The sequence below is a fragment of the Metabacillus rhizolycopersici genome (assembly GCF_020075705.1).
In genome coordinates, this window is sequence record NZ_JAIQUM010000049.1 from 13,799 (window position 1) to 39,432 (window position 25,634).

The 25,634-nt window shown below is 37.1% G+C and carries 25 protein-coding genes, 1 pseudogene and 2 riboswitches; of the genes and pseudogenes, 5 read left to right on the forward strand and 21 right to left on the reverse strand.

Annotated features, from left to right (window positions below):
* Positions 1-198 precede the first annotated feature (198 nt).
* The 8 genes from metE to K9V48_RS18630 all read right to left on the reverse strand — a co-directional run bounded on the left by metE (position 199) and on the right by K9V48_RS18630 (position 8,265).
* Positions 199-2,493, reverse strand: a complete 2,295-nt coding sequence (gene metE, locus K9V48_RS18595; protein ID WP_224140670.1) for a 5-methyltetrahydropteroyltriglutamate--homocysteine S-methyltransferase — start codon at positions 2,491-2,493, stop codon at positions 199-201.
* Between the two features lie 151 nt (positions 2,494-2,644).
* A riboswitch (cobalamin riboswitch) is annotated at positions 2,645-2,842 on the reverse strand.
* A gap of 179 nt (positions 2,843-3,021) precedes the next feature.
* A riboswitch (SAM riboswitch) is annotated at positions 3,022-3,122 on the reverse strand.
* Between the two features lie 144 nt (positions 3,123-3,266).
* A complete protein-coding gene (locus K9V48_RS18600; protein ID WP_224140671.1) occupies positions 3,267-4,091 on the reverse strand; it encodes an urease accessory protein UreD in 825 nt (274 codons plus the stop codon).
* A 1-nt stretch (position 4,092) separates the two neighbouring features.
* Complete coding sequence (gene ureG, locus K9V48_RS18605; RefSeq protein ID WP_224140672.1) at positions 4,093-4,704, reverse strand: urease accessory protein UreG; 612 nt, start codon at positions 4,702-4,704, stop codon at positions 4,093-4,095.
* A gap of 58 nt (positions 4,705-4,762) precedes the next feature.
* The gene (locus K9V48_RS18610) at positions 4,763-5,449 is read right to left on the reverse strand and encodes an urease accessory protein UreF (protein ID WP_224140673.1); all 687 of its coding nucleotides are present in this window, start codon (positions 5,447-5,449) and stop codon (positions 4,763-4,765) included.
* Positions 5,442-5,897 (reverse strand): urease accessory protein UreE, encoded by a 456-nt coding sequence (gene ureE, locus K9V48_RS18615; RefSeq protein ID WP_224140674.1) that lies wholly within the window; start codon positions 5,895-5,897, stop codon positions 5,442-5,444. The genes K9V48_RS18610 and ureE overlap by 8 nt, the downstream gene beginning before the upstream one ends.
* 10 nt (positions 5,898-5,907) lie before the next feature.
* The gene (ureC, locus tag K9V48_RS18620; RefSeq protein WP_224140675.1) at positions 5,908-7,620 is read right to left on the reverse strand and encodes an urease subunit alpha; all 1,713 of its coding nucleotides are present in this window, start codon (positions 7,618-7,620) and stop codon (positions 5,908-5,910) included.
* Positions 7,617-7,940 carry an urease subunit beta gene (gene ureB, locus K9V48_RS18625; protein WP_224140676.1) on the reverse strand — a complete coding sequence of 108 codons (324 nt, stop codon included), beginning with the start codon at positions 7,938-7,940 and terminating at the stop codon, positions 7,617-7,619. Before ureB ends, ureC begins: the two co-directional genes overlap by 4 nt.
* 22 nt (positions 7,941-7,962) lie before the next feature.
* Positions 7,963-8,265 carry an urease subunit gamma gene (locus K9V48_RS18630; protein WP_224140677.1) on the reverse strand — a complete coding sequence of 101 codons (303 nt, stop codon included), beginning with the start codon at positions 8,263-8,265 and terminating at the stop codon, positions 7,963-7,965.
* Between the two features lie 421 nt (positions 8,266-8,686).
* On the opposite strand from K9V48_RS18630, the gene K9V48_RS18635 reads away from it, so the two are divergent.
* Positions 8,687-9,631 carry an urea transporter gene (locus K9V48_RS18635; RefSeq protein WP_224140678.1) on the forward strand — a complete coding sequence of 315 codons (945 nt, stop codon included), beginning with the start codon at positions 8,687-8,689 and terminating at the stop codon, positions 9,629-9,631.
* Positions 9,632-10,087: 456 nt separating this feature from the next.
* On the opposite strand, the gene K9V48_RS18640 is transcribed toward K9V48_RS18635, so the two are convergent.
* The 12 genes from K9V48_RS18640 to K9V48_RS18695 form a co-directional block, all read right to left on the reverse strand.
* Positions 10,088-10,303 carry a DUF5342 family protein gene (locus K9V48_RS18640; protein WP_224140679.1) on the reverse strand — a complete coding sequence of 72 codons (216 nt, stop codon included), beginning with the start codon at positions 10,301-10,303 and terminating at the stop codon, positions 10,088-10,090.
* A 102-nt stretch (positions 10,304-10,405) separates the two neighbouring features.
* Complete coding sequence (locus tag K9V48_RS18645) at positions 10,406-10,690, reverse strand: hypothetical protein (protein WP_224140680.1); 285 nt, start codon at positions 10,688-10,690, stop codon at positions 10,406-10,408.
* A gap of 463 nt (positions 10,691-11,153) precedes the next feature.
* Positions 11,154-11,750, reverse strand: a complete 597-nt coding sequence (locus K9V48_RS18650) for an ABC transporter ATP-binding protein (RefSeq protein ID WP_224140681.1) — start codon at positions 11,748-11,750, stop codon at positions 11,154-11,156.
* On the reverse strand, positions 11,740-12,663 hold the full coding sequence (locus K9V48_RS18655; RefSeq protein WP_224140682.1) for an ABC transporter ATP-binding protein: 924 nt from the start codon (positions 12,661-12,663) through the stop codon (positions 11,740-11,742). Before K9V48_RS18655 ends, K9V48_RS18650 begins: the two co-directional genes overlap by 11 nt.
* 199 nt (positions 12,664-12,862) lie before the next feature.
* Entirely contained in the window at positions 12,863-13,714 is an 852-nt protein-coding gene (locus K9V48_RS18660) for an ABC transporter permease (protein ID WP_224140683.1), read from the reverse strand.
* The gene (locus K9V48_RS18665) at positions 13,711-14,703 is read right to left on the reverse strand and encodes an ABC transporter permease (RefSeq protein WP_410429590.1); all 993 of its coding nucleotides are present in this window, start codon (positions 14,701-14,703) and stop codon (positions 13,711-13,713) included. The genes K9V48_RS18660 and K9V48_RS18665 overlap by 4 nt, the downstream gene beginning before the upstream one ends.
* A 264-nt stretch (positions 14,704-14,967) precedes the next feature.
* A complete protein-coding gene (gene nikR, locus K9V48_RS18670; protein ID WP_224140684.1) occupies positions 14,968-15,387 on the reverse strand; it encodes a nickel-responsive transcriptional regulator NikR in 420 nt (139 codons plus the stop codon).
* Positions 15,388-15,791: 404 nt separating this feature from the next.
* Positions 15,792-16,166 (reverse strand): DUF4430 domain-containing protein, encoded by a 375-nt coding sequence (locus tag K9V48_RS18675; protein ID WP_224140685.1) that lies wholly within the window; start codon positions 16,164-16,166, stop codon positions 15,792-15,794.
* A 143-nt stretch (positions 16,167-16,309) separates the two neighbouring features.
* Complete coding sequence (locus K9V48_RS18680) at positions 16,310-17,512, reverse strand: MFS transporter (RefSeq protein WP_224140686.1); 1,203 nt, start codon at positions 17,510-17,512, stop codon at positions 16,310-16,312.
* Positions 17,505-17,936 (reverse strand): MarR family winged helix-turn-helix transcriptional regulator, encoded by a 432-nt coding sequence (locus K9V48_RS18685; RefSeq protein ID WP_224140687.1) that lies wholly within the window; start codon positions 17,934-17,936, stop codon positions 17,505-17,507. The genes K9V48_RS18680 and K9V48_RS18685 overlap by 8 nt, the downstream gene beginning before the upstream one ends.
* A 175-nt stretch (positions 17,937-18,111) precedes the next feature.
* Positions 18,112-19,191 (reverse strand): tetraprenyl-beta-curcumene synthase, encoded by a 1,080-nt coding sequence (gene tbcS, locus K9V48_RS18690; RefSeq protein WP_224140688.1) that lies wholly within the window; start codon positions 19,189-19,191, stop codon positions 18,112-18,114.
* A gap of 66 nt (positions 19,192-19,257) precedes the next feature.
* Positions 19,258-20,052 (reverse strand): alpha/beta hydrolase, encoded by a 795-nt coding sequence (locus K9V48_RS18695; RefSeq protein ID WP_224140689.1) that lies wholly within the window; start codon positions 20,050-20,052, stop codon positions 19,258-19,260.
* A gap of 256 nt (positions 20,053-20,308) precedes the next feature.
* Here K9V48_RS18695 and K9V48_RS18700 point away from each other — a divergent pair, with 256 nt between their 5' ends.
* From K9V48_RS18700 to K9V48_RS18710, 3 genes are all read left to right on the forward strand, one after another.
* Positions 20,309-20,839, forward strand: coding sequence for a gamma carbonic anhydrase (locus K9V48_RS18700; RefSeq protein ID WP_224140690.1), 531 nt, complete (start codon positions 20,309-20,311; stop codon positions 20,837-20,839).
* Positions 20,840-21,396: 557 nt separating this feature from the next.
* Positions 21,397-21,951, forward strand: a complete 555-nt coding sequence (locus tag K9V48_RS18705) for a phosphatase PAP2 family protein (RefSeq protein WP_224140691.1) — start codon at positions 21,397-21,399, stop codon at positions 21,949-21,951.
* 81 nt (positions 21,952-22,032) lie between these two features.
* On the forward strand, positions 22,033-23,187 hold the full coding sequence (locus K9V48_RS18710) for a glycosyltransferase family 4 protein (RefSeq protein WP_224140692.1): 1,155 nt from the start codon (positions 22,033-22,035) through the stop codon (positions 23,185-23,187).
* Between the two features lie 344 nt (positions 23,188-23,531).
* Here the strand turns inward: K9V48_RS18710 and K9V48_RS18715 are convergent, their stop codons facing one another.
* Positions 23,532-24,446, reverse strand: coding sequence for an EamA family transporter (locus tag K9V48_RS18715; protein ID WP_224140693.1), 915 nt, complete (start codon positions 24,444-24,446; stop codon positions 23,532-23,534).
* Between the two features lie 112 nt (positions 24,447-24,558).
* Between K9V48_RS18715 and K9V48_RS18720 the strand changes: the two are divergent.
* Positions 24,559-25,442, forward strand: a pseudogene (locus K9V48_RS18720) (AraC family transcriptional regulator).
* Positions 25,443-25,634: the final 192 nt, after the last annotated feature.

The following is a 25,634-nucleotide window of genomic DNA, read 5'->3' on the forward strand; positions in this document are numbered from 1 at the left end:
AAGCGCAAGCGCCTTGATCAGCGGGGACGGACGCTTGCGCTGGACAATTCTCGAAGCCAAAACTTATAAATTCTGATATTAAAAATAAAAACACCGGAGCACTCCCATTACAAATGGATCATTAGCTCCGGTGTTTCTGTTACTTATTTGTTAGTCGTTGTTTTCGATATCAAATCTATCAATCTATTATTTTTCTACTTAATTATTTACCTTCTGCTCAACTTCAAGCTTTTCACGATAAAGTTTAGCTGTTTCAACCATGACTTTTAATGCTGCAACCGTTTCTTCAATACCACGAGTTTTTAAACCACAATCAGGGTTAACCCAGAATAAACGATAATCTAATACTTTTAGGGCACGTTCTATATTTTGCGATAATTCTTCCGATGTTGGTACACGTGGACTATGAATATCATACACGCCAAGTCCGATCCCTTTATTGTACAGATAGTCTTCAAAAGAGCGAATTAATTCACCATGACTTCTTGATGTTTCGATCGAGATGACATCTGCATCAAGCGCATCGATTGCTTCAATGATCGCTTCGAAGTTCGAATAACACATATGAGTATGAATTTGTGTTTCTTCTTGTACAGAAGATGTTGATAAAACAAACGCCTCAACAGCCGATTTTAAATAACCATCTGCTTTTTCTTGTTTTAATGGCAATCCTTCTCGTATAGCTGGCTCATCGACTTGAATCATCCCGATACCGTTTGTTTCTAATGCTTCTACTTCTTCACGAATAGCTAGTGCTATTTGATTTAAGACATCGATACGGCTTATATCATTTCGCACGAATGACCAATTTAAAATTGTCACAGGGCCTGTTAACATACCTTTCACTGGTTTTGAAGTTAAGCTCTGTGCATAAAGCGTTTCTTTAACTGTCATCGGTTCTGTTAAGACAACATCCCCAAAAATAACTGGTGGGCGTACACAACGTGAACCATATGATTGGACCCAACCAAACGTAGTAATCGCAATACCTGCTAGCTTTTCACCAAAAAACTCAACCATGTCTGTCCGTTCAAATTCACCGTGGACAAGAACATCTAAACCAATTTCTTCTTGAATATCAATCCATTTTTTAATTTCATTTTGAATATATTGCTCGTATTGTTCATTTGATAATTCACCTTTTCGCCATTTTAGACGTTGTTTACGCACTTCTTTTGTTTGTGGGAAACTACCAATCGTTGTTGTTGGCAATAATGGTAAATTCCAACGGTCATCGTGTAACTTTTTTCTTTCACTTGCATCGATACGTGTCTTCGCATCGCTGTGTATATTTGCTAAAGCTTCATGGACTGCTTTTACATTACGAAGTGGTGAATCGTTTAAATTCTTTACTGCCAGATCATGTTCAGATAGCTCATTCTTGGTTACTACATGGTTAACAAACTGTGTCAACAAAACCACTTCATCCAATTTTTCATCTGCAAAAGATAACGCATCTTTGACAACAGTCTCTAGGTTTTGTTCACTTTTCACGGTCACAGGAACATGTAGTAGACTGCATGACGGCTGGATAATGAGGCGATGTTCATCAACCACATTTGTTAATGTTTCAATGAGTGCTGCTTGTTCATGTAAATTTGTTTTCCAAACATTTCGTCCATCAATGACTCCTGCTGCCAATACCTTATCACTCGGGAAGCCAAACGTTTGTAAATGGGCTAAATTCAGGCCATCATCATGAATAAAATCAAGGCCAATTCCCGCAACTGGCAATTGAACAATCGCTTGATATTGCTCAATACTTTCATAATAAGTTTGCAGAATGATTTTCACATTCGGAACTGCATCATGAAACGCTTTATACACCTCATTAAGTTCACGTACGACCTCATTATCAACTTCTTTCACTAAAATTGGTTCATCGATTTGGATCCACTCAGCACCAGCTTCTGCTAATTGCTGCAATACTTCGATGTACAGAGGCACTAGCGCTTGTAACAATTCATTACGCTTTTGCTTATCATATCCTTTTGATAATGTTAAAAAAGTAATTGGGCCAAGGATGACTGGTTTTCCACTAATCCCTAATTTTTCTTTTGCTTCTTTATACAATTTTAATGGACGGTTTTCCGTTAACACAGGCTTCGCATCTTCTAACTCAGGTACGATATAGTGATAATTTGTATTAAACCACTTTGTCATTTCTGATGCGACTTTTCCTTTACTGCCCCGAGCAATTTCAAAATAAGCTTGAAGTGATAATTGCTGCTTTTCTGTTTTAAATCTTGTAGGAATGAGTCCAAACATTACAGCTGTATCTAATACATGATCATAGTAACTAAAGTCACCGACAGGAATGAGATCAATTCCTTTTTCTTGTTGCTTCCGTAAGTGTGAAAGACGAATTTGTTCCATCTCACTCGTAAATTGTGCCTCAGTTCTTTCTCCTGCCCAAAACAATTCTAAACTTTTTTTCCACTCGCGGTTTTCGCCAATTCTTGGATAACCTAAATTTGAACTTTTTATACTCATAGTCGTGTCCCCATTTCATTTTTATCGCCATAATAAAAAGACTCTCTTTGCAATAAAGAGAGATTTAATGATAGACATAGGAAACTAAAGTTAAGACTAACAATTAGTTTTAACATATATGACTATCACTCCTCCCTATTTTCGCGTAGGTAATAAGTGCATACAACAGGCAGGTCTCCTGACTTAGGTTCATCGCTTCCTATCCCTTCCCGTTTCATAATGAAACAGTGGTTGACGATAGGTGGCTCCCCATAACAGTGGCGCGACCGTGTCGGATTTACACCGACTTCCCTTTTAGCTAAAAGCCTCATACTTACCTGCTTTTAGCACCTATTGCTTGAATATTAAGATTACTGTAAATAGTGCTTTCGTTAATGTACTTGACATGTCACTGCCCGCACTACGTGATAAAGACTTCCCTCCTTCAAATCTTCATGTAACAACAGTATTTGCCAATTGCTTTGTATAGATAAAATAAAAACCCCTTCTTATAAACAAGAAGAGGTTTTGGCAACATGGCTATTACTCTTCTTATCTTCAAGCGTCTAGCTTCTGGAATTAGCACAGTACATAAAAGGTCTGTTGCTGAGGTATCAAAGGGCCAGTCCCTCCACCTCTCTGGATAAGAAAGTTACATATTTAATTATTTGTTAATTCATAGCCTACACGGATTATCACCAATTGTCAACAAATTTTTGAATATTTATAACCTTTAAAATTAATTTAATTTTTAATGATCGGTAAAATAAAAAACATATTAATGACCAAAAGCATTAATATTTCCTTAAAAAGCTTGGGGTTGTATTAAACCAATTTCGACAAATAATACGATGACATTCTGCAAATATGTTTTCAATCATTTGTGTCGAATTCGCTAAAATCCGGACAGTAAACCCTGGTACATGTAGGGACGATAAGCCAATTTTATATTCCTTTGTATTCAGATCAATCGAAGAATAGATCTGATCTAACAACTCACTATTTGTCTGTTCTCCCACAACAATCATTGAGCCTAAATGTGTATAGCCCTCCATGAAACCAATAGCAGTCATATTTTGAGATCCCGGATTTAATTTTATATGATCATAAACCACTAGCTCATTTTCCATATAAATTTCATTCATTAATTGAAGCATGTCATAGCTAAATCGATCACCATTAGGAGACCACCCAGGCGTAAGGATATCGGAATATAACAACGTAGCGCTTTTATCCATATGTATAATATTTTTTTGTTTATACCGTGCATTTTGATAGGCAATAAGTGGATCAGGAATATATTCTAAATAACTTCCTTCTTTAAGCGTTATTTCAGTTTCCTGATACACAGGTTGATTAGGTGTCTTATATATTTTCGTTGCCGATTGTGTCGTTAACGTTAGACGGGCCCGTTCCTTTAATGAAATTTCCAATTGGTAACGATCTCCATCTAAATAGCCTCCACCTGGGTTTAAAAGATAATAACAAGCCTGACCAGAATCATCATGATAAATCGGTCGCATGACTTTAAACGCGCCCTGGAAATACACATTTTTTGGAATGGTTTTCCCTTTTTTATCCTCCACTTCTAATCGTAAAGATCCAGTCCAGTCCGCCATCTTAACCCAATCCTTTTAAAAGTACATTCTGCTTAATCCAGTCGATCACTTTGTCTAGCCCTGTGTTATCTTTTAAATTTGTAAACACAAACGGTTTATCCCCACGGAAAACCTTTGTATCTGCTTCCATTACTTCTAGGCTTGCTCCAACAAAAGGTGCTAAATCTGTTTTATTAATGATAAATAAATCAGATTTAATCATCCCTTGCCCACCTTTTCGGGGGATTTTTTCACCTTGGGCGACATCAATAATATAAATGGAAAAATCAACAAGTTCTGGGCTAAATGTAGCGGCAAGATTATCACCACCACTTTCAACGAAAATTAGTTGGACATCTGGATGCTTCTCGATTAATTCATCGATTGCGGCAAAATTCATTGAAGCATCTTCCCGAATTGCAGTGTGGGGGCACCCACCTGTTTCAACACCAATAATTCGGTCTGCTGGTAACACACCATTTTGCATTAAAAATTTAGCATCTTCTTTTGTATAAATATCGTTCGTCACTACAGCCATGCTAATTTCACCATTCAACTGGCGTGTCAACTTTTCGACTAACATTGTTTTTCCAGCCCCAACAGGTCCCCCTACGCCAATCTTAATTGGTCCCATAAAAAGCACTTCCTTTCTTTCTGTTAAAAGAAACATTCCCTCAGAAAATAATCTATGATTAAGACATAAAAATACGTATATTTACCCGTTCATGTTTCATTTGTGCTAACTCAAGCCCAGGTGAAACAATCCCAAAATCACTTTCATCCAAGTGCTGAATTTTTTCAGTTGCAGCAACTAGTGCACCCTGGAACTCCTGAATAATTTTTTGCCCTGCAGTCTGACCAAGTGGAATTGCGCGGACAGCATTTTGAACAAGACTTGAAATGCAAGAATACAAATAATATAACGTTGTCGATGTTTTTAATACACCAAGATGATGCCCAACCATCGTAAAAACAATTGCCGGATGGCCAAAAGACTGCTTCATTTTTAGACGTTCTCTGTATAACGAAAGGGCACGTATCTCATATAAAGATTCCACTAGGTTTAACATACGATCTCCCATTCTTTGCGTCCCTTCTCTCGTTTCACGCGGTAGATTCTGGACGTTCAACATACGGTCTAACTTCCACACCTTTTGAAAATCTTCTTTTTCTAACGCTTCATATACGATGCGACAAGCTAGCCCATCTGAATAGATAAGCTGCTCATCTAAATAAACACGAAGCCATTGTAAGAACGTTGCGGAATCACGCACGATATCTTCTTGAATATACGTTTCAAGACCATATGAATGACTAAACGCACCCGTTGGAAAGTTAGAGTCACATAATTGAAATAATGAAAGAATAGAATTATCCATGACTATGTCCTATATGGCGAAATGCCTGTTTCACTTTCCGATCTTCTCGTCTATAAGGAATTTGAAGCTCCTGCAATAATTCTTCTACAAGATAATCATACTGTACCAGCATCTCATTTTCTTCAAACTGTGCAGGAAGATGACGATTTCCTAATTGATGGGCAATCGTTCCCATTTCATTTAAGCTACGGGGACAAATAATCAATAGATCATCTGATACGACGTCTATTACAATCATATTTTTATCATCCATATATAAAACATCGCCAGCAACGAGGTCACGAGGACTTTTTAAACGAATCCCAATTTCTTTGCCATGGTCTGTTTTAACCCTTTGAATACGTTTTACTAGATGAGCACTTTCAAGATATACCTTTTCAATATGCCGTTTTTCAATTTCTGCTTTTTTCATATTTTCAATATTTGTCACAACTTCTTCAACTATCAATACTTTCACCTCAAAACAGGAAATATCGTTGTCCCATAGGTACCTTTTCAACAGGTTCACACGTGATTAATTCCCCATTTACTTTCACCTCATACGTTTGTGGATCAACGGTTATGTCAGGAGTTTCTGAATTTAACTTCATATCCTTTTTCGTTAATTTTCGAATCCCACCGACAGGCAGGATCATTTTTTCTAATCCTAGTTTTTCGTGGACTTTATCATCAAAAGCAGCTTGTGAAATAAACGTGATTGAACTTTTTGACAAAGCCTTTCCTACTTGTGCATACATCGGTCGATAAATAACCGGCTGTGGGGTTGGAATCGATGCATTCGCATCTCCCATTAAACCTTCCACGACCAAACCGTTTTTTAGAATCATTTCCGGCTTCACTCCGAAAAATGCTGGTGACCAAATGACAAGATCAGCTATTTTCCCTACTTCTACAGAACCGACATACTCAGAAATTCCATGGGTAATTGCAGGGTTGATTGTATATTTTGCTACATATCGCTTTGCACGATTGTTATCAGAAAACTCGCTATCCCCTTGCATTGCTCCCCGTTGCTTTTTCATTTTGTCCGCCGTTTGCCACGTCCGTAAAACCACTTCGCCAACCCGTCCCATTGCTTGGGCATCTGAGCTAACCATACTAAATACACCCATATCTTGAAGGATATCCTCAGCTGCAATGGTCTCTTTTCTAATACGCGAATCAGCAAAAGCAAGGTCTTCTGGAATAGATGGATTTAAATGATGACAAACCATTAACATATCTAAATGCTCATCTACTGTATTGACCGTATAGGGCAGAGTAGGATTTGTCGATGATGGAAGAACATTCATAAAGCTTGCTGATTTAATTAAATCTGGAGCATGCCCCCCACCAGCACCTTCTGTATGATACATATGAATGACCCGATCTTTAATAGCTGCCATTGTATTTTCCATAAACCCACCTTCATTTAAGGTGTCAGCATGAACCGCTACTTGTATATCATATTTATCAGCAACTCGTAACGAATAATCAAGTGCAGAAGTTGTAGCTCCCCAGTCTTCATGGACTTTCAGGCCGATTGCACCCGCACGAATCTGTTCTGCAAGTGGCTCTTCTGCTGCAGCTTGTCCTTTTCCAGAGAAGCCAACATTTATCGGTAACCCTTCAGCCGCTTCTAGCATTCGATGAATATTCCATGCCCCAGGCGTAACCGTTGTAGCTTTTGAACCTGCAGCAGGACCTGTTCCTCCTCCTATTAGCGTTGTAAGTCCAGAAGAAAGGGCAGTTTCAATTTGAGTAGGATTAATAAAATGAACGTGTGTGTCAATTCCTCCAGCAGTGACAATCATGCCCTCTCCTGCAATGATTTCTGTCGATGCTCCAATAACAATGTCAACATTATCCATTATTAATGGGTTACCAGCTTTTCCAATCCCAGCAATTTTTCCGTCACGGATGCCGATGTCTGCTTTATAAATTCCGGTATAATCTAAAATGACAGCATTTGTTATGACAACATCTGGGACCCCATCATCACGTGTTACAAGTGGGTGTTGTCCCATACCGTCGCGAATAACCTTGCCGCCGCCAAATACGACTTCTTCACCATATGTCGTATAATCTTTTTCAACTTGGATGAATAAGTCCGTATCAGCTAACCGAATAGCATCACCGGTAGTTGGACCATACATTTGAACATATTGTTTTCTCGACATCTTAAAACTCATTTTTTGCACCCGCTTTCGACCGAGCCATCTGTTTTGTTATTAAATCCATAAACTCGCTGTTCCCCAGCGAAACAAACCAGCTCTACTTCCTTTTCATCGCCAGGTTCAAAACGCACTGCAGCACCTGCAGGAATATTTAAACGTTTACCAAATCCTTCATCTCTTTTGAAGTGAAGTGCTTCATTGACTTCATAAAAATGAAAATGCGACCCAACTTGTACGGGACGGTCACCAGTATTGGTCACAAATACCTTGCTTATAACTCTTCCATCATTAATAATAATTTCTTCATCTTTTAAAATTAATTGTCCTGGTTCCATTTGAGTATGCCCCCTACACCTTTTATCTTACTGGATTATGAACCGTTACTAGTTTTGTACCATCAGGAAACGTTGCTTCTACTTGAATATCATAAATAATCTCCGGGATACCTTCCATCACATCTTCACTCGATAAAATCGTTGTACCGAACTCCATCAATTCTGCGACTGTTTTTCCATCACGTGCACCTTCTAGTACTTCATATGTAATGAGTGCAACCGCTTCTGGATAATTTAATTTCAAGCCTCTTTCTTTTCGCCGTTTTGCAAGATCTGCAGCGACTACAATCATGAGCTTGTCTATCTCACGAGGTAACAATTGCATGGAAAACCCTCCTTATTTGAATTGTTTTTTCTATATTCATAATTGACTACTCATCAGATAAATTTACCCATATTATGTTAAATTTATCCGTTTAGTTCACAATTATTTTCCCATCACAAACATTAAGATGATGTAAACAGAATAATCTAAGAAGTTTTTGACCTTAAAGGAAATGAGAAATATAAAGAAGACTTCCATCAGTGGAGGTTTTCTTTCATCCCTCACTGATGGTTAGTTCACACTTATCGGACCTTTACGGGCAGTTCATCTCCCACCTATCTTCTTTATACACTCACAATCCTGAGGTCGGGGTCTTACTGCCCGTTAAGAGTGGGATAAATTTCTTCATGTGTATTTATGGAAATAATACAAAGACTAAGGATGCTTTTTAAATTACGGAAGAAACAAAGGGGAAGGTATTATGGAAATGAAACATCAAATCACATCACAAGAAAATAACTTCGTTTTTTTGTTGAAAACATCACTAAAAGGAATCTCCCAAGTCATACTAATTGAAAATGTGATTACTGGATTCATTATTCTATTAGCGATATCTATTTCATCTATATTATTAGGAATCATAACTCTATTATCAGCCGTCATTGGTACACTTATTGGTAAATCCTTAGGTGCAGATGAAGATATTTTGAATCAGGGTTTATTCGGGTATAACTCCGTCCTAACTGGAATGGCGTTAGCATTATTTTTAAGTGGGCCTTCTCATTGGATAATAGCATTAGCGGGTGCTGCGATAACGGCCATTTTCACGGCCTCTATGATGCATTTAATGAAAAAGATGGAGCTCCCAATCTTAACATTCCCCTTTATCCTGACGACATGGTTTATGCTTCTTGTTTCATATCGATTGACAGCATTTACACTATCTCCAGAACTAGTTCCTCAAAGTTTAGCCCAATGGGAATTAGACATAGCAGGTGAAGTCAATTGGATACAGGGAAGTTTTAATGGGGTTAGTCAAATCTTTTTCTTAGATAATCCCATCTCTGGAGCCCTCCTCTTTCTTGCAGTCTTTTGGGCCGATTGGAAGATTGGAGTTTATGCCATTTTAGGAAATGCCGTTTCCCTCATCACTTCGTATGGACTAGGTGGGGAACACTCGTTGATTTTTATCGGGCTTTACGGGTACAATGCAATTTTGACAATAATAGCTGTATCAACCTTTTATAAAAATGAAGAGAATCGCTTTGCCTTATTATCTGGAATCATTGCAGCTAGTTTAACCGTACTCGCTACAGCAAGTGTTAGCTCATGGCTTTTACCATTTGGACTACCTACCTTAACAATGCCGTTTGTTATTGTCACATGGATTTTTTTAGGCGCAAGAAAAGTTCTCCCCCTGCTATAATTCCGGATGAAAGGCTGTCTTTGTATCTTTTCATTAACGAAATTACCTTTTTTAGGTATCGGACACCTTTTCTACTTCTTTCGTTACCGCATTCGTCTTTTTTCCCGGGTAGCGGGCACATTTGACCTTCTTTCGTTATTGTCATCCTCCTTTTTCCTAGTTCCCGTTCATGATCGATCTTCTTTAAGCGATTAATCATAATTGGAATGTATTTTAATCAGTTTCTTAACGGGCTCAACAAAAGAGCTTGGGAATAGCTGCTTAAAAAGTGAGTCCTATTTTATAAGAAAACCAATTCAGTTTTAATCAAAAACGTTAACATTTTGCTGTCAATAAGCTTCAACATGCTCGAAAATTCTTCGTATAATAACGAAATGACATATGCCAACGCATACGTCATTTCTTATGTCATTTTATTGTTTAGCACCTAATGCATCGGTTGCTTACTTTAAATGATCAATGTATAAGTTTTTGCATGACGTCATGAACCTTTTCTTCAACTTGTTGAAGATGATCCTCATCAAGTTTATTATGAGGCTGCGGATGGAACCACTTAATTTCTCCTTCGTGAAAAATTCCTTGGTAACTATCGCCTGCAATGTTTAGCTGGAACTGGTGCCGTTCATGAACTTGATCTTCAAACAAATGCTTGACTTCGAAATTCTCAAACAATCTTAAAACCTCCAATATTTTATTAGTGCTTATCTAGCATAATAGATTCCATCCTAAAAACGAAAAAACGCTAAATAATTCAAACCTTACTGGTCTGAATTACTACGCTAATAATAAAACAATGCAAAGCACTAATGTACCAATAACGATTAAAATAGAGCCTATTAAAGAGCTACTTAAGTACAGGGATTGAATAGGAATCATTTCTAACATATTCTTCTCTACATTTTTATACATACTTTCATCAGGATTTGAGTGTTTTGCTAATTCAGCCTGTACGTTAAGTTTCACTTTTATATTATGGAGTTTTTCATCTACAAGCTTAGGTAATGCCATGATTAATAAGGCAATTATCCAGATAAAAATTGGGACCAATAACCAAATCAACTATTTCACCTTATTTCAAGGAATGTAGTACTCAGATAGATGGTGGGAAAATGTGAGATACATGAAACGTCACTCATTCTTATATCAATGTGTTTATTATTTTCTTCCGTTTTACCTGTTATTATCTGAATCATTCTAGAAGGTGTGCACCCGGACAATGTTAGGAGATGAACAAGGACAGACAAGAAAACCATTACTTTTTCAACAAATCCCGTCACTCCTTATATCGCTACCTTCAAGTAGTTTGTTCAATTTTCAAGTCATTATACATCATCATCATGAATCGAGCATTCGCTGATTTTTAAAAAAGTAACGCAGGACATAAAAATAAAAACAAAAAATTTTCGCTTTCTTATCTTTTAAAAAAGACCAGACTTCACCAACCTCCTCCTATCGGATCGTTTACAAAATAATACGATAGCGGAAGTCAAGAAATCTGATCTTTATAGACGATTCATTAATATTATTTAAATTCAACCACACGATGACAAAGCCTTTGCATTAGCTTAGCCTCGTGGCTCACCACGATGATTCCCATCTCTCTCTTTTTGGCGATTTCCAATACGGCATGCCAAATTTGAGCTTGTGTAATTGCATCAAGCATAGTAGTCATTTCATCCGCAATAAGAAATGTTGTTTTTGATCCTAACGCACGCGCAACACAAAAACGTTGCAGCTCTCCCCCAGACAACTCATTGGGCCAGCGTGTAAGCCATTCCTCCTCAATTCCTAAGGACGATAGCAACTCACTATCAATCCGCCCTGCCTCACCAAGAACCTTTTTCATTTTCCAGTGAGGATTTACTGCTTTTTCTGGATGCTGAAAAACTAATTGTACTGGCTGATACCCTTTCTTCGATATTACAGATCCGCCAATCGTAATTCTACCTTCTACAGGCTTCTCTAATCCTGCTAATATTTTACAAAAGGTTGTTTTCCCACGTCCACTCGGTCCTGTGAGTCCAACAACTTCTCCTGGCTCAAGAGTAAAATTGATTCCTTGAAATAGCCATGGTCCATTCCCATAGCGAAAGCTAATGTCTTTTGCTTCAAGTTGCATGGATACACCTCACCATTCCATCCCGCAATTTTCGCATTTCTGGTTGTGCTAGTCCACATTTGGGAGTAGCCTTTTCACAACGAGGCGCAAACAAACAGCCTGGTGGTAAAGAACTTGGATGGGGCTGCGAGCCTGGAATTGGGATAAAATCATTTTGTGGTAATGCCCTCCATAAAGCCTTACTATATGGATGCCGTAATAATTCACCATCACCTGTAAAGTTATCAACAGGAGCTACTTCTACCGTAGTGCCTGCATAAAATACAGCAATTTTATCAGCAATTTTTAAAGCTGATTCAATATCATGGGTAATGAGCATAACTGCACAGCCATTATCTGCGAACTCCCTAAAATTATTTAAAGCTTCGTCTATAACAACTGGATCAAGTCCTGGTGTAGGCTCATCCGCAATAATTACTTTTGCTCCACTTACCATTGCCGTAGATAATAAGGTTCTTCTCGCCATACCTCCAGAAAGTTGAAAGGGATACATGTTCTCAACATCTGGTTTCAGATGATACCTTTCAAAAACCTTCCGTTGTGCTAGTACCGCATCTCCATCATTTACCGATGTGCGAACTTGCTTTCCGACACGCATAAGTGGATCAAGATAATTTACAGATTGTGGAACAAGTGCGATTTCCTTCCCACGTAAGGAAATTTGTCGCTTTAAAGTAAGTTCTTCTCCAGCATATTTCATTGTTCCACTCATAATCGCATTGCTTGGGAGTATACCCAAAATAGCATGAGCTAACAAACTTTTTCCTGAACCACTTGCTCCCACAACCGCAAGGATTTCGCCAGCAAAAAGAGAAATGTTTAAACTAGAGATAACCTGATGATTTTTTTGTTTTAGTCCTACTGTATATTGTTGAAATGAAATCGATAAATCTTCTACTTCAAGTATAGGCATCTGTTAACCTCCCCATAAAGAAAAGCGCAAGCGCCTTGTTCAGCCTCGGGCAAATAAGACGCTTTTGAATAGAAGGTGTACTTTGCCTTCAATTCAAAAGTGGCTTAGACCCAAGAGGGGCTGGACGCTTGCACTGGACACAAAAACTAAGTCAAAAAACTTATACTTTCTGGTCTCTTAAAAAACGTAATATTTCGATTTAATCATGAGCTCTTGTAGAATCTATGAGTATACGAAGTTTGTCGCCAATCGTATCAAATGTCCGCACAACAATCAACAAACAAAGCCCAGGAAAGAAGGCAAGCCACCACATACCAGAAGACAAGTATTTCATAGATTCTGACAAAATAATGCCGATTGCAGGCTCATGGGGAGACAACCCTAATCCTAAAAATGTAACTGCTGCTTCGTGTAAAATCACATGTGGAAATAATAACAAGAACCCTACTAATACTTGTGGAATAATATGTGGGAAAATATGTTGAGCAGCAACCCACCAACGAGATTTCCCCAATTTCTGAGATACTTGTACAAATTCTGTAGAACGAATTTGCATCACTTCTGCCCTAATAATACGAGCAAGACTTGGCCAATGCGTTAGGGCAATTCCTATGACAATCCCTTTAAATCCTCCCCCTAATGTAAACGCAATGAGAATTAGGGTTACAAGATGTGGCACACTTAAAAATAGATCGATAAGCCACGAAATGAATCGATCTGCTAATTTCCCGAACGTTGCAGCGGCCATACCTAGGATAAGAGCAATTGACGCACTGCCAATTGCCCCAATTAATCCGACTCCCATACTTAAGGCTAGCCCCATAATCGTTCGTGTAAACATATCTCTTCCTAACCAATCTGTCCCAAAGAGATGGTCTAAAGATGGAGGGGAATTCCGGTCGTTAAGATTCGTTGCAATCCGCCCTTCATCAAGGAGAAAACTTCCTAATATAACACAGAGTAAAAATACAACGGCAACTATTATTGTTAGTAGCGTCTTTTGTCTTTGATTAAGAAAAAAGCGATTCCTTTCTTTGAGGTTAGATATCATAACATTCTCCCCTCTCTTGTTCTTGGATCTACTACGTAATAGATTAAATCAGCAATTAAATTTCCTACAAAAACAAATAAAGTACTACAAATAACTAATCCTAATAAAAGTGGAACATCGCCTCTTAGTCCCGCTTCTACTGTAGCTTGCCCGAGACCCGGATATGAAAAAACTTGCTCAGCAAGCACTGCTCCACCAAATAATTCACTGAAAGCAGCGAATTGGAGGGTGATCGCAGGCAAAGCAATATTCCGCAATCCATGGCGAAAGAACAAAATAAAACCACGTTCACCTCGCGCCCTTGCGAATAAAACATAATCACTTGTTAATACATCGATCAATTTTTGGCGTGTATGTAAAGCCACATTCGCAACACCTACAATACTAAGAGTGATTGCTGGAAGTACTATGTGCTCTATTCTATCTAAGATTGTGACGTCTTGTGCAAGTACGCCAGCAGGGACCCCCAGTCCGACCGGAAACCAGCCGAGCCATACAGCAAAAATAATGAGCACCAGAAGCCCCATCCAAAAGGTCGGAGTCGAGGCAAGTGTGTAACAATACCATTTAATCATTCTGTCCAGAATAGTATCCTTTTTCATCGCCGCAATAACGCCCATAACAAAACCAATCAATCCAGATAACAGCCATGCTGTGATCATAAGGACAAGAGAATTTAGAAACCGTTCCCCAATAATTTCAGCTACTGGACGGCGATAGATCATTGATGTTCCTAAATCACCTGCTATCAAAGCCGAACCCCAATTCAAAAATTGTACCATAACCGGTTCATCTAATCCCCAATATTCGGCTATCTTCTCCCGTTGTTCTGGCCCTACCTTCAACATATCAGCACCAATGTAGGCTTGAATTGGATCAATTGGAGAGTTCTTTATTAGTAGAAAGGAAATAAAGCAAATGGCCACTAATAATGATGCCATTCGTAAACTTTTCCACAAAATAAAGATCCCAACCTTCTTATTTAACACTTTTCTCACCTTCCTAACACGTTTCCATTCTTCTTTATTATCTTTGGCCAACCGTACCCGACATTGAATTAAAACCTAAATCAAACTCTCGGTCTATAGCTGCAACATAACATACGGGAAAAAACTAAACGAATGCTATGGATCCTATAAAGCGAGACTTACCTTAGGTTTTAGTAAATACCCTTATCAATCTAGTTGGAAAATGTGGAACCTTTTAGAACATGTCTTTTATCGTCCATATGTTGCTTACATCGAAAATCTCAATCAAACTTGCTCGACTGGAGCCACTGTAAACTTTCCATATTCCACACCTTTTAAACTAGTCAGACTATTGCTGAACTTTTGAATATCTTTCACTTTTCCTTTTACGACAATAAGCTCAAGACAGCTCGTATGATCTAAATGAAAATGTGTTGTTGCTAGAACTAAATCGTGCATACTATGCTGAATGTTTGTCAGTTCTTCAAGCAAATTTCGTTGATGATGGTTATAGAATAAGAGAATAGTCCCAGCAACAATTTGCTCATTATCTTCCCACGATTGTTGAATAAGGGCATCACGGACAAGATCACGAACTGCTTCAGAACGATTTTCATAGCCTCTCTGTTTGACTAGATGGTCAAACTTTCGAAGTAAATTCCCTTCCATTGATACTCCAAATCTCTTTAATGTTGAATCCTGCATCCTTCATCCACCCTTAATTTATTAGACTTTGTCACCAGTAACACATTTTCATAAAAAAGTAACACATATATGCATAGTAAAGTGATTACAGTCCAAATTTTTATCGATATGTACTTAATAAATTCACTTTTATACTATATATTATCCAATGCCCAAATCAAGTGTTATTTCAAATCCCTTACTGTTTATTCATCAAAACAACAGATGTACACTATCATTATGATATCATTTTGTCAATTATTAAAGCTGAGACTTCCATCAGTAAGTTCTTCATTTCCCTCACTGATGGTTATCGGGTCTCCGTTAGCTTTTTATATCTTCGCTTCAATGTGATTTATCAGAAGCTCTATGGTGCGGGTTTTACTGACCAATAAGAACGAAATAATTAATCTAATTTTTGCTATTCATTTTAATATTTCTTGATTATCCCAATTTCTCAAAGCCCATACGACATGATCGTTTGCATATAGTGAGATTTCATTTAAACTTAGATCTATAAATTTCCCGTTAATAAAAACAGCCCAATGGATATTTTTATTCGGAATCGAGTGAATGCCATTAATTGTAATAATATTCCCTTTTGATTCTTCTATGTCAAACGCCCTTTTGGTCACGTCGTACAATGTTTCTCCTTCTTGAAACGAAACTTCCTTTGAAATAATCGTCCTATTTTTATCATCAATCATTTTGAAGGTACCAATTGTTTCTACTGCAAATGTTGGTGTATTGAATAAAAAAAGAAATAACATTAAAGGGGCTACTAGCTTATTTATTGACATTGTTTGAATCTCCTTTACGTATTTTTCTTCTTATTATGCGCAATTCAACGAATTTCATTTAAATGAATAGTATCTATACACAAAAAAGGTATAATCCCCTCCAAAAAAGGAAGGAATTATACCATTCTTTCATTCATTTAGAATTACACTGAGGCAGAAGCGCTGACACTTGCCCGAGCTGTACGTTCTTTTTTACCGTGTAGGAAGTAATAAAGAACAGCCGTGACCAAGGTCACAACACCCGTAATGACATACATCGTGCTATAACCGGTTACCGGAATGATGAAGCCAAGTAAATATGGACCAAAGCCAAGTCCAGCGTCAAGGAAAATAAAGAAGGTTGACGTTGCCAGTCCCATCCGATGAACAGGAGTCAATTTCACTGCAACCGCCTGTGTGCATGACTGCATGTTTCCGAAGCCAAGACCAATTAGTACACCTGCTAATAATAATGTCATACTCGTTTCGGTGACACTTAGCAACAGCATTCCAGCTCCAAGAATGATAAAAGCCGGATACATAATTGTATTCGCACCCTTCATATCCATTAATCGCCCTGTAAATGGACGTGATGCTAAAACAGACACTGCATATACGAGGAAAAAGAAGCTTGCTGTATTAACCAGGTCAATTTCAATTGCATAAAAAGTAATAAAAGAAAGCACGCTTGAGTAACAGAAGGCTACGATCAGAGTAATGACTGCGATTGGCAGTGCCTTTGGCTCAATAAAATTTGAGAGCTTAAATCCTTTTATTTCTGATGCTTTTGTTGATACTGGAAGTGGTGGCACATGCACAAAGCTTGCTGTTATCAAACTAATGATTCCAATAGCAAGACAGAAACCAAAAATCATTTGGAAGCTTGTGTGCTGGCTCATATATAGTCCAATAAATGGACCAATCGCTGTCGCAAGCGTCGCGCTCATACTGAAGTAACCAATGCCTTCCCCTTTTCGTTTTGCCGGGATTATTTGAGCTACAATTGTTCCCGATGCTGTACTAGCGATTCCAAGTGTCATACCATGTACGAATCGATTAATTAGTAAGAAGGTAATACCATAATTCACAAAATATAATAGGGTCGTTAAAGTAAAAAAGATCACACCGATATACAGTGTTCTCTTACGTCCAATCACATCAATATAGCGTCCGATAAACAACCGTCCAATTAATGTCCCAATAATAAAAATTCCCGTTACAAGCCCAGCCTGACTTGGCGTAGCATCAAGTTCATTTACTGCATAAACAGCAATGGTTACCATCAATAAATAAAAGATTAACGTTAAGAAAAAATTGACAGAGGAAACAATGATAAAATCCTTCGTCCACAATCGCTCTTTATTCATTTTGTCCTTCGCCTCTATTCATAATATTCTCTTGTATTTTGGGTAGTATTTCGAAAATAGCAACTCGCTCTTCCAGAGGAATACCTTCCATCACGCTTTTTTCCAACTCCGTGATATCTTTACGACACGCTTTATAAACCTCTTCACCTAATTTAGTTAACTGAATGATTTTTTCCCGGCGGTCCTTACTAGCAATTTGCTTCACCAGCTTACTTTCTTCTAAACGCTGAACCCTTCTAGTTATGGTTGGTTTTTCCACATTATAATGACTTGAAATATCGACAAGAGTAGCAGGACCATTGTTTTCCACATACACAATCACCTGCCATAAAGAATAAGAAAGATCATATCCCGCTAATAATTCATTCAATCTTGTAATGAGTGGTCGATACACTCCTAAATACCGTTTAAAAAAACCTTGCACTTAATACACCTCCGAAAAGTTACCTTAGATAACTGTTACTATAGGTAACTATACTCTTTTTTTAGAATTTGTCAATGTCAATACTCCGTAAGAAAAGCCCAATTTGTATGAAATTGGACTTCTTTTCGTATAAAAATCTATTCCGTTATTTCAGATAAAAAAGACTTGCTTAACATTATGAGCTTTTCTTCCATGAAATCTTTTGAAATGTTCTATATGCTCTTCCATTAAAATAAAAGAAAAAAGAGGTTTTTCCTCCCAATTTAATAAGCCTTTTTGCTAATTTATTTAGCTCTTTTTGCGTAGCTACTTTATCATCTGATAAATATAAACCTAACAAACCTCGATTAATTAGCCTATGGAAATTTTCATGAGGAATTCCGGTTAGATGGTGATCAGCCTTTTCAACAAAATGTGCTAACCTCTTCAACATCATTGAATCTGATGCATAGTAACTACAAAAGTTCAGATCGCCCCCAATTTCATCCTCCTCTTGATCAATTAAATAATCAAGTAAAATATGTAGTCCTTGAACATAAGGGAAATAGCTATCTTTAATTTGAATTGCCTGATTTTCTTCAAAGCCTTCTTGAAAAGCATAGGCTACTAAGCAAAAAACTCCTAAAGTTGATCCTGTACACGCGGAAAACTCATACCATTCCATAGCAGGTATGTTCATCTTATGGCGTTCAAACCAATCTTCCAGTCTTGGAACACGTTCGTCCTTTTTTACATGTTTATGAACTTGCAAATCACAATAATAATTTGAGAGTTCAAGTAAATACTTTGCAATGATAGGATAATGTTTTACGTTAGCTAACACTTTTTGACATGTTTGCACAAGGTCATGTAAATACCCGCCATCATCTTGATCTTCCCTAAATTGATAATAATTCTTACATGGTTCCCCAACTGTTAGTGCATCGAGCATCGATTTGTGTAACATGCGAAAATCAACTGGATCTAATGAGGTACTTCGATCGCAAAGATTATCTAAATAATCGCTTATCGTTTGATACGCAACAATAAATTCGATACATTGCTTCTTATATGGTCCCGAGATGATGGCTAAAATCCCTCCACCTTCACAATGAAACTTTTTATGCTCAATGCTGCTAATCGCTTGTTTTCTAAGTTCTCTATTGGGGATTTTTTCAGCCTGCTCTTTCCAGTACTTTGTAAAAAGGTGAACGATCGGGAAAATTTCTCTGTATACTTTTGTTATTAAGCTTAATGGATGCTGTGGAACTGTCAAAGGAGTTGTCACCTCACGTTTTTTAATCTTAGCATTATTGTTCTCGTATTTAGTCTAGACATGCAATCAGTTTGACTTTGTACAGTGTGCGTCGAAAAAGCGCTTGGCTGTTTCAAAAACTTCTTCACGTTCAGGCTCATTAAAAATTTCATGGTATAAGCCCTTCCATTCTTTGTAGGACTTTTCCATAATGTCGACTTTATTAAACCATTCTTTTACTAGGCTTTTATCAACAATTTTATCTTCTCCCCCTTGCATTAGTAATAGAGGAACATCTTGAAATTTTTTAATTTGCTTTTGAGCCTCTTCCATCGCCTTTTTTAATTCCCGATACCATCTAATCGAAACCTTCGTAACATATAAAGAATCGTTTTGATCGATCTCCTGAACCTCTTTATTACGCGTTGCAATCTCTACATTCAGTTTTGAATCCACTTTTAATGAAGGTGCGAAAATATTAAGTCCCTTTGATGCAAGCTCTATCACTTTATTCGGTTTGTATACTGTTCCTAAACATGGGGAGGACAATAATATAGCTTTTACTTCTTGATGTTTCTCCTGTAGAGCTCGAATGAGAACGAGACCTCCCATGCTATGACCAAGTAAACACAAGGGCAAACCATATATTTTAGCCTCTTTTATCCAAGCATTAATCTCCATAATATATTCATCAAAAGACTGGATATGCCCCCTTCTCCTCGTCGTCGTTCCTTGACCAGGCAAATCACCCATGACGACATGATAACCAGACAATTTCCACATTTCAACAAGCCACTTATAGCGACCATGATGTTCAGCTGCTCCATGAACAATCACAATTACACCCTTTGGTTGCTCGACCTCTGATTCCCATTTCCACATGATTACGGTAACTCCTTTCACATTAACTCTCAAAATTTACTAGATGATGGAAAAACTCCACACTCATTTTGTTATAATAATATGTAGTAAGTGGCAATCAATTTCCAACCTTATAGAACAAGTACTTTGAGCAGCCAAACATAATCTAGAAAGTGTTCCTTTCCTTCATTCTGTGTGGTGCTTTTGACGCTGGATGTAAGAACATAACCACCGTACTAAAAATGATACTAATTACGATAAGAAAGGGATGAAAATCGTGATTTATCCATACAAAGATAAAACACCAAAAATTTCTAAATCAGCTTTTATTGCTGATTATGTGACCATTACCGGAGATGTTATCGTGGGCGATGAAACCAGCATCTGGTTTCAAACAGTTATTCGTGGAGATGTAGCTCCAACAATCATTGGCAACAGAGTCAATATTCAAGACCTTTGCTGTCTTCATCAAAGCCCAAATAACCCCCTCATTTTAGAGGACGAAGTTACCATTGGACATAGTGTGGTCCTCCACAGTTCAATTATTCGTAAAAAAGCATTAATTGGTATGGGTTCAATTATTTTAGATGGTGCTGAAATTGGAGAAGGTGCATTTATTGGCGCAGGAAGCCTTGTACCTCCTGGAAAAGTCATCCCCCCCAACACACTGGCTCTAGGAAGACCTGCAAAAATTGTTAGAACATTAACGATCGACGATATAACTGACATGGAACGAATTCGACGTGAATATGTTGAAAAGGGGCAATATTATAAATCGATTCAGTCAACACCAAAGGAAAAGGCGTAAGCATCATCAGATGGAATCCTATATTTCATTCTTTTCAGACAGTAGTACCCCTACCTAAAGCATCAATGAAAGTAGGTAGGGGATACCTACCTATAAAGATTAAGGTAAGCCTCGCTTTATGAAAAAATTACATTCTTTGCCGCTAAGTCAGGAATGACTGAACAAAAAATACTCTTTCAACGCCAATGTTTTCCGATCTTTCATTCTGGATCGTTATGACAATTGAGCTCATAACATCATCCTTTTACAAACTTTACAATAGGAATCAGCTTCTTGCTTTTACCTTACACTTTTTTCATTATGAACCTTCTATCTTTTTATTGTTTTCGTTAAAATACGCGTTACAATGCCCCCTCCGCCATCATGTGTTTTTCTGTTCAAACGACTATCGATATCATATCATCTCATGCACATATGACAATATATTTGTTGTAATGTATAGAATTCGTTAAAGTTTTCTAAACTTTTTGGATAATTCTTTACAATTCCTTATTATTATCTAAATATTTCTAACTTAAAATAGGATAAAAGGGGTAAAAAAGGAGCGTTCTAAAAAGATGAAAACAAAGCTTTTGACTAACATGTATGATTTCGAATGTAAACTGTTTCGAAGTGTCAATCGTCACTTCGACCATAAGTTACTAAATTTTTATTTTCGCAACATCACACATCTTGGTGGGGCGACCGCAACAATTGCTGCCTGCATCTTTTTGATGTTCTTTACAAGAGGGCTTGTTCAAGCAACTAGTATCGCAAGTGCTGCGTCACTTCTTATCAGTCACCTTCCCGTGGCTATCGTTAAAAAGCTCTATCCACGGAAACGGCCTTATCTTGCTCTTTTAGAAACGAAAGTAGCTGCTAATCCATTAGAGGATCATTCTTTCCCATCTGGTCATACTACAGCTATTTTTTCAGTTATTATTCCATTTATTTTATATATGCCGCAGCTTGCCATTGTCCTACTTCCGCTTGCTTTAAGCATAGGATATTCGAGGATGTATTTAGGATTACATTATCCTTCAGATGTGTTAGCTGGTTGTTTGCTTGGGTGTTCATCAGGATTTTTTAGCTATATCCTTTTAAGTGGTCTGGTTTTCACTACGCCAATTTAAAAAGAGTCATTTGAATCTGAGGGTCTTTTTATAAAGAGACTTATTCTACTACCTTTCATTAAAAGCAACTGGAGGGATTCGATGCGAATAGCTATTTTCACAGACACTTTTGCACCTGATGTTAATGGGGTTGCACGTACATTAAAACGATTCACAGATTATCTTGATGCAAACGGATATGAATTTAGAGTTTTTGCACCTGAGAGTACAAATGAAAGTTTATTTTCCAGCCATATTCATCGTTTCGCAAGTTTGCCATTTTTTTTATACCCAGAATGCAGGCTAGCATTGCCAAACATGCTTCATGTAAAAGCCGAACTACAGCGATTTAAACCAGATCTAATTCATGTAGCAACACCATTTAATATAGGACTCTGTGGGCTGCATTATGCAAAAAAATTGAACATTCCAATTGTCGGTTCTTATCACACTGATTTTGATCAATATTTAGAATATTATGATCTGCAATTCTTCTCTAAATTTTTATGGAAGTATATGCACTGGTTCCATAAACCACTTCGGAAAATTTTTGTTCCTTCAAACGAAACGATGGAACAATTAAAACGAAAGGGATTCCAGAACTTACGTATTTGGGGAAGAGGTGTTGATTGTAACCTTTTTCATCCGAACTATTCAAAACAAGAAGTACGCGAGCAATTCCAAATTAAAGAAAAGTACATTTTATCTTATGTAGGTCGACTTGCACCTGAAAAGGATATTGAGACATTGTTATCCCTTTCTTTACAGCTTCCGGAAAAAATAAAGAATCAGGTTCATTGGCTAATTGTCGGAGATGGTCCTTCAAAAGAGGAAATGAGTAAGAAAGCGCCTGAAAATATGACCTTTGCTGGTTATTTAAATGGCGAAAATCTTGCAAAAGTTTACGCTAGTTCAGACATATTCGTCTTTCCTTCTCCAACTGAAACGTTTGGTAATGTTGTTTTAGAGGCTTTAGCAACTGGTACTCCTGTCATTGGAGCAAATTCAGGTGGGGTTAAAAATATCATCCAGCAAGAAGTAACTGGCTATTTGTGTGAGCCGCAAAATATTGAACAATTTAAACATGCACTTATTCATTTATTAGAAAATAATAACCTACGTACCAATATGAGTGAGGAAGCACGAACATATGCCTTATCACAAACATGGGATCACATTTTTGAAGGTTTATTAAAAGATTACACAGATGTTTTGCGTGAGAAGGATCATTTCAACATGCATAAGAAAATAGTATAACTGAATCGATGCGGAGACTTATATCCTCCTATAACAATAATCAAAGCAGCCCTCCCTCTTTGAGGACTGCTTTTTAGTTTACCTTGGTTATTCCTTCATAATAGAAATTTTCATTCGCAAGGGGCCTGTTGTTGATTTTAAATAAAGTTTGATCAAAAGTTCTGTATTGATATGCAGGTTTTTTTTGTTCCGCAATCGGGCCATTTAGAAGAATAAGGTATATAACGATATATAATTCCTTTTTTGTTTTTTCGACTACCTTATGCAGATTAGCATCATAATGCCCCTCACAATTTAAAGCGAAATTAGCTAACTGTGAAGGGCTTTTTATTATATAGGGTTGGCTAATTCTTTGAAGATGACTTTTTATTCAATGCCAATAATAAAATCATTCCAATAATACAAGTTGTACCAACCCATTGAAAAAATCCAAAAGGTTCTTTTAACCAAAAGACTGTTGTTAGAACAGCTGCTAGTGGTTCTAAACTACCTAAAAGGCTTGTTTCTTTAGGTGAAAGACTTTGTAAACTTTCTATATAAAACCAGAATGCAATCATTGTACCGAATATTATAACGAATACTAAGTATAAATAGGCTTCTACTGTTAAGCATGTAAAGTCCATTTGCCAAAGTGGATGGATAAAACTTAATGCAAAACCACCGATAATCATAGCCCAGCCAACAATGACAAGGGAATCGTATTGCGCAAGGAGAGGAACTGCATATAAGGTGTAAAATGCTAACGCTAGTCCAGATAAAACACCCCAAACTATTGCAAGTGTCGGCACAGATAGCCCGGAGATTGAACCGTTTGTTAATAAGAAAAAGCAGCCACCTAAAGCAAGCATAACAGTTAACAAATCTTGTCGTGTTAGTATAGTTTGTTTGCGTAAAATTAAGTAAATGATAATCATTACAGGTGCTAAGTATTGTAATAATGTCGCAACAGCAGCGTTACCATATTTAATGGATGCCATATATGTGTATTGAACCGCAAGCATGCCAAGTAACCCCAAGATAATCAGTTGAACAGCTGTCCTTCTATTTTTCCAGATACAAAAAACTTGAGAACGGTCTGTTCTAAAAAATTGAACTGTTAAGAGTAAAAAACCAGCTATGAGCAATCGTGTCGTTACGAGCCAATTTACATCGATTGCGTATTGTTGAAAGAGCTTCTGTGCAACTGTACCACCAACACCCCAAAATATCGCTCCCGTTATAACGAGAAATAATCCTGTTCTTCTAGTAGGTCTATTCATGATTGATTCTCCACCCTAAATATAATAATAGTGTTATAATAAGTGAAAAATTTTTCTAATAATACTTAAATTGAATGAAAAAATATAAATATATTGAGGGGATTATTTGCAAATAAAAAATTTCATGGTTGATCAAAGTTTAAAAGAGCTAACCCAACATCGTACAGTTGTGTTACCGATTGCATGTTACGAAACAACGATTAACCAAAATATACATGGTTATATACCACTTCATTGGCATGAGGAAATTCAATATGTTCTGATTGTAAAAGGGGAAGCAATATTTCAGATAAATGAAAAAAAAGTAGTGGTTCGAGAAGGCGACGGGCTATTTATAAATAGTGGCTACCTACACATGGCGGAAGAAAGGAATCAATCGGGCTGTGTCTATATTTGTTTAAATGTTTCTCCTCATATCGTTTTGTCACAAGAACTCTACACAACCTATGTATCTCCCTATATTCAAGCGACTAATTTACCTTATTTATATTTAGATGCAAATGAGCTTTGGGGGAAAAACATTTTAGATGCCATTATAAAACTCAATCAATGGATTCAACAAAAATCACCATACTATGAAATTGACGTCAACGTGCAGCTAACATTAATTTGGAAAAACTTAATCATCAATGGCTTTCAATTAGAATAGATCAGAGGGAAATGTTAAAGAGTAATCGAATGAAACAAATGATAAATTGGATACATCTACATTATGCTGAGAAAATCATGTTAGACGATATTGCAAGAGCTGGCAGGTTGAGTCGCTCTGAATGCTGTCGATATTTCAAACGAATTTTAAAGAAAACACCGTTGAGTTACGTAACCGATTATAGAATTCAAAAAAGCTTAATCCTACTGCAACAAGCAGAATCCAATGTTACAGAAGTTGCCTATCAAGTAGGATTTAATAGTACAAGCTATTTCATCGATAAATTCCGAAAGTCGATGAACATGACACCATTAGCATACAAAAAATATAAAATGGATGATTGTTAACTAAATTAAGTTCTGAAACGATTCGCTTTTCTTGTTAAACTAAACTAGCTAATAGAAGCTCATTCTTATTCAATTAAACCAGCTAATAGTTTGTCAATATTTTTCAATAAAAACTTAAAATATCTCGTGCTATACTAAATTTATGCATACCAAATAACCTTCCAAGGTTTGGTATTTGGAAAGTTTTGGGGT

Coding starts and splice junctions, on each gene's coding strand:
- ureG (WP_224140672.1), bottom strand. CDS start 4,704: ATGGGACCAATTAAGATTGGCGTAGGGGGACCTGTTGGGGCTGGAAAA.
- ureC (WP_224140675.1), bottom strand. CDS start 7,620: ATGAGTTTTAAGATGTCGAGAAAACAATATGTTCAAATGTATGGTCCA.
- K9V48_RS18695 (WP_224140689.1), bottom strand. CDS start 20,052: ATGTGGAAATGGGAATCAGAGGTCGAGCAACCAAAGGGTGTAATTGTG.
- K9V48_RS18635 (WP_224140678.1), top strand. CDS start 8,687: ATGGAAATGAAACATCAAATCACATCACAAGAAAATAACTTCGTTTTT.
- K9V48_RS18630 (WP_224140677.1), bottom strand. CDS start 8,265: ATGCAATTGTTACCTCGTGAGATAGACAAGCTCATGATTGTAGTCGCT.
- K9V48_RS18655 (WP_224140682.1), bottom strand. CDS start 12,663: ATGCCTATACTTGAAGTAGAAGATTTATCGATTTCATTTCAACAATAT.
- K9V48_RS18705 (WP_224140691.1), top strand. CDS start 21,397: ATGAAAACAAAGCTTTTGACTAACATGTATGATTTCGAATGTAAACTG.
- ureB (WP_224140676.1), bottom strand. CDS start 7,940: ATGGAACCAGGACAATTAATTTTAAAAGATGAAGAAATTATTATTAAT.
- K9V48_RS18680 (WP_224140686.1), bottom strand. CDS start 17,512: ATGAATAAAGAGCGATTGTGGACGAAGGATTTTATCATTGTTTCCTCT.
- K9V48_RS18715 (WP_224140693.1), bottom strand. CDS start 24,446: ATGAATAGACCTACTAGAAGAACAGGATTATTTCTCGTTATAACGGGA.
- K9V48_RS18650 (WP_224140681.1), bottom strand. CDS start 11,750: ATGCAACTTGAAGCAAAAGACATTAGCTTTCGCTATGGGAATGGACCA.
- K9V48_RS18610 (WP_224140673.1), bottom strand. CDS start 5,449: ATGGATAATTCTATTCTTTCATTATTTCAATTATGTGACTCTAACTTT.
- K9V48_RS18675 (WP_224140685.1), bottom strand. CDS start 16,166: ATGTCAATAAATAAGCTAGTAGCCCCTTTAATGTTATTTCTTTTTTTA.
- nikR (WP_224140684.1), bottom strand. CDS start 15,387: ATGCAGGATTCAACATTAAAGAGATTTGGAGTATCAATGGAAGGGAAT.
- K9V48_RS18660 (WP_224140683.1), bottom strand. CDS start 13,714: ATGATATCTAACCTCAAAGAAAGGAATCGCTTTTTTCTTAATCAAAGA.
- metE (WP_224140670.1), bottom strand. CDS start 2,493: ATGAGTATAAAAAGTTCAAATTTAGGTTATCCAAGAATTGGCGAAAAC.
- K9V48_RS18710 (WP_224140692.1), top strand. CDS start 22,033: ATGCGAATAGCTATTTTCACAGACACTTTTGCACCTGATGTTAATGGG.
- K9V48_RS18600 (WP_224140671.1), bottom strand. CDS start 4,091: ATGGCGGACTGGACTGGATCTTTACGATTAGAAGTGGAGGATAAAAAA.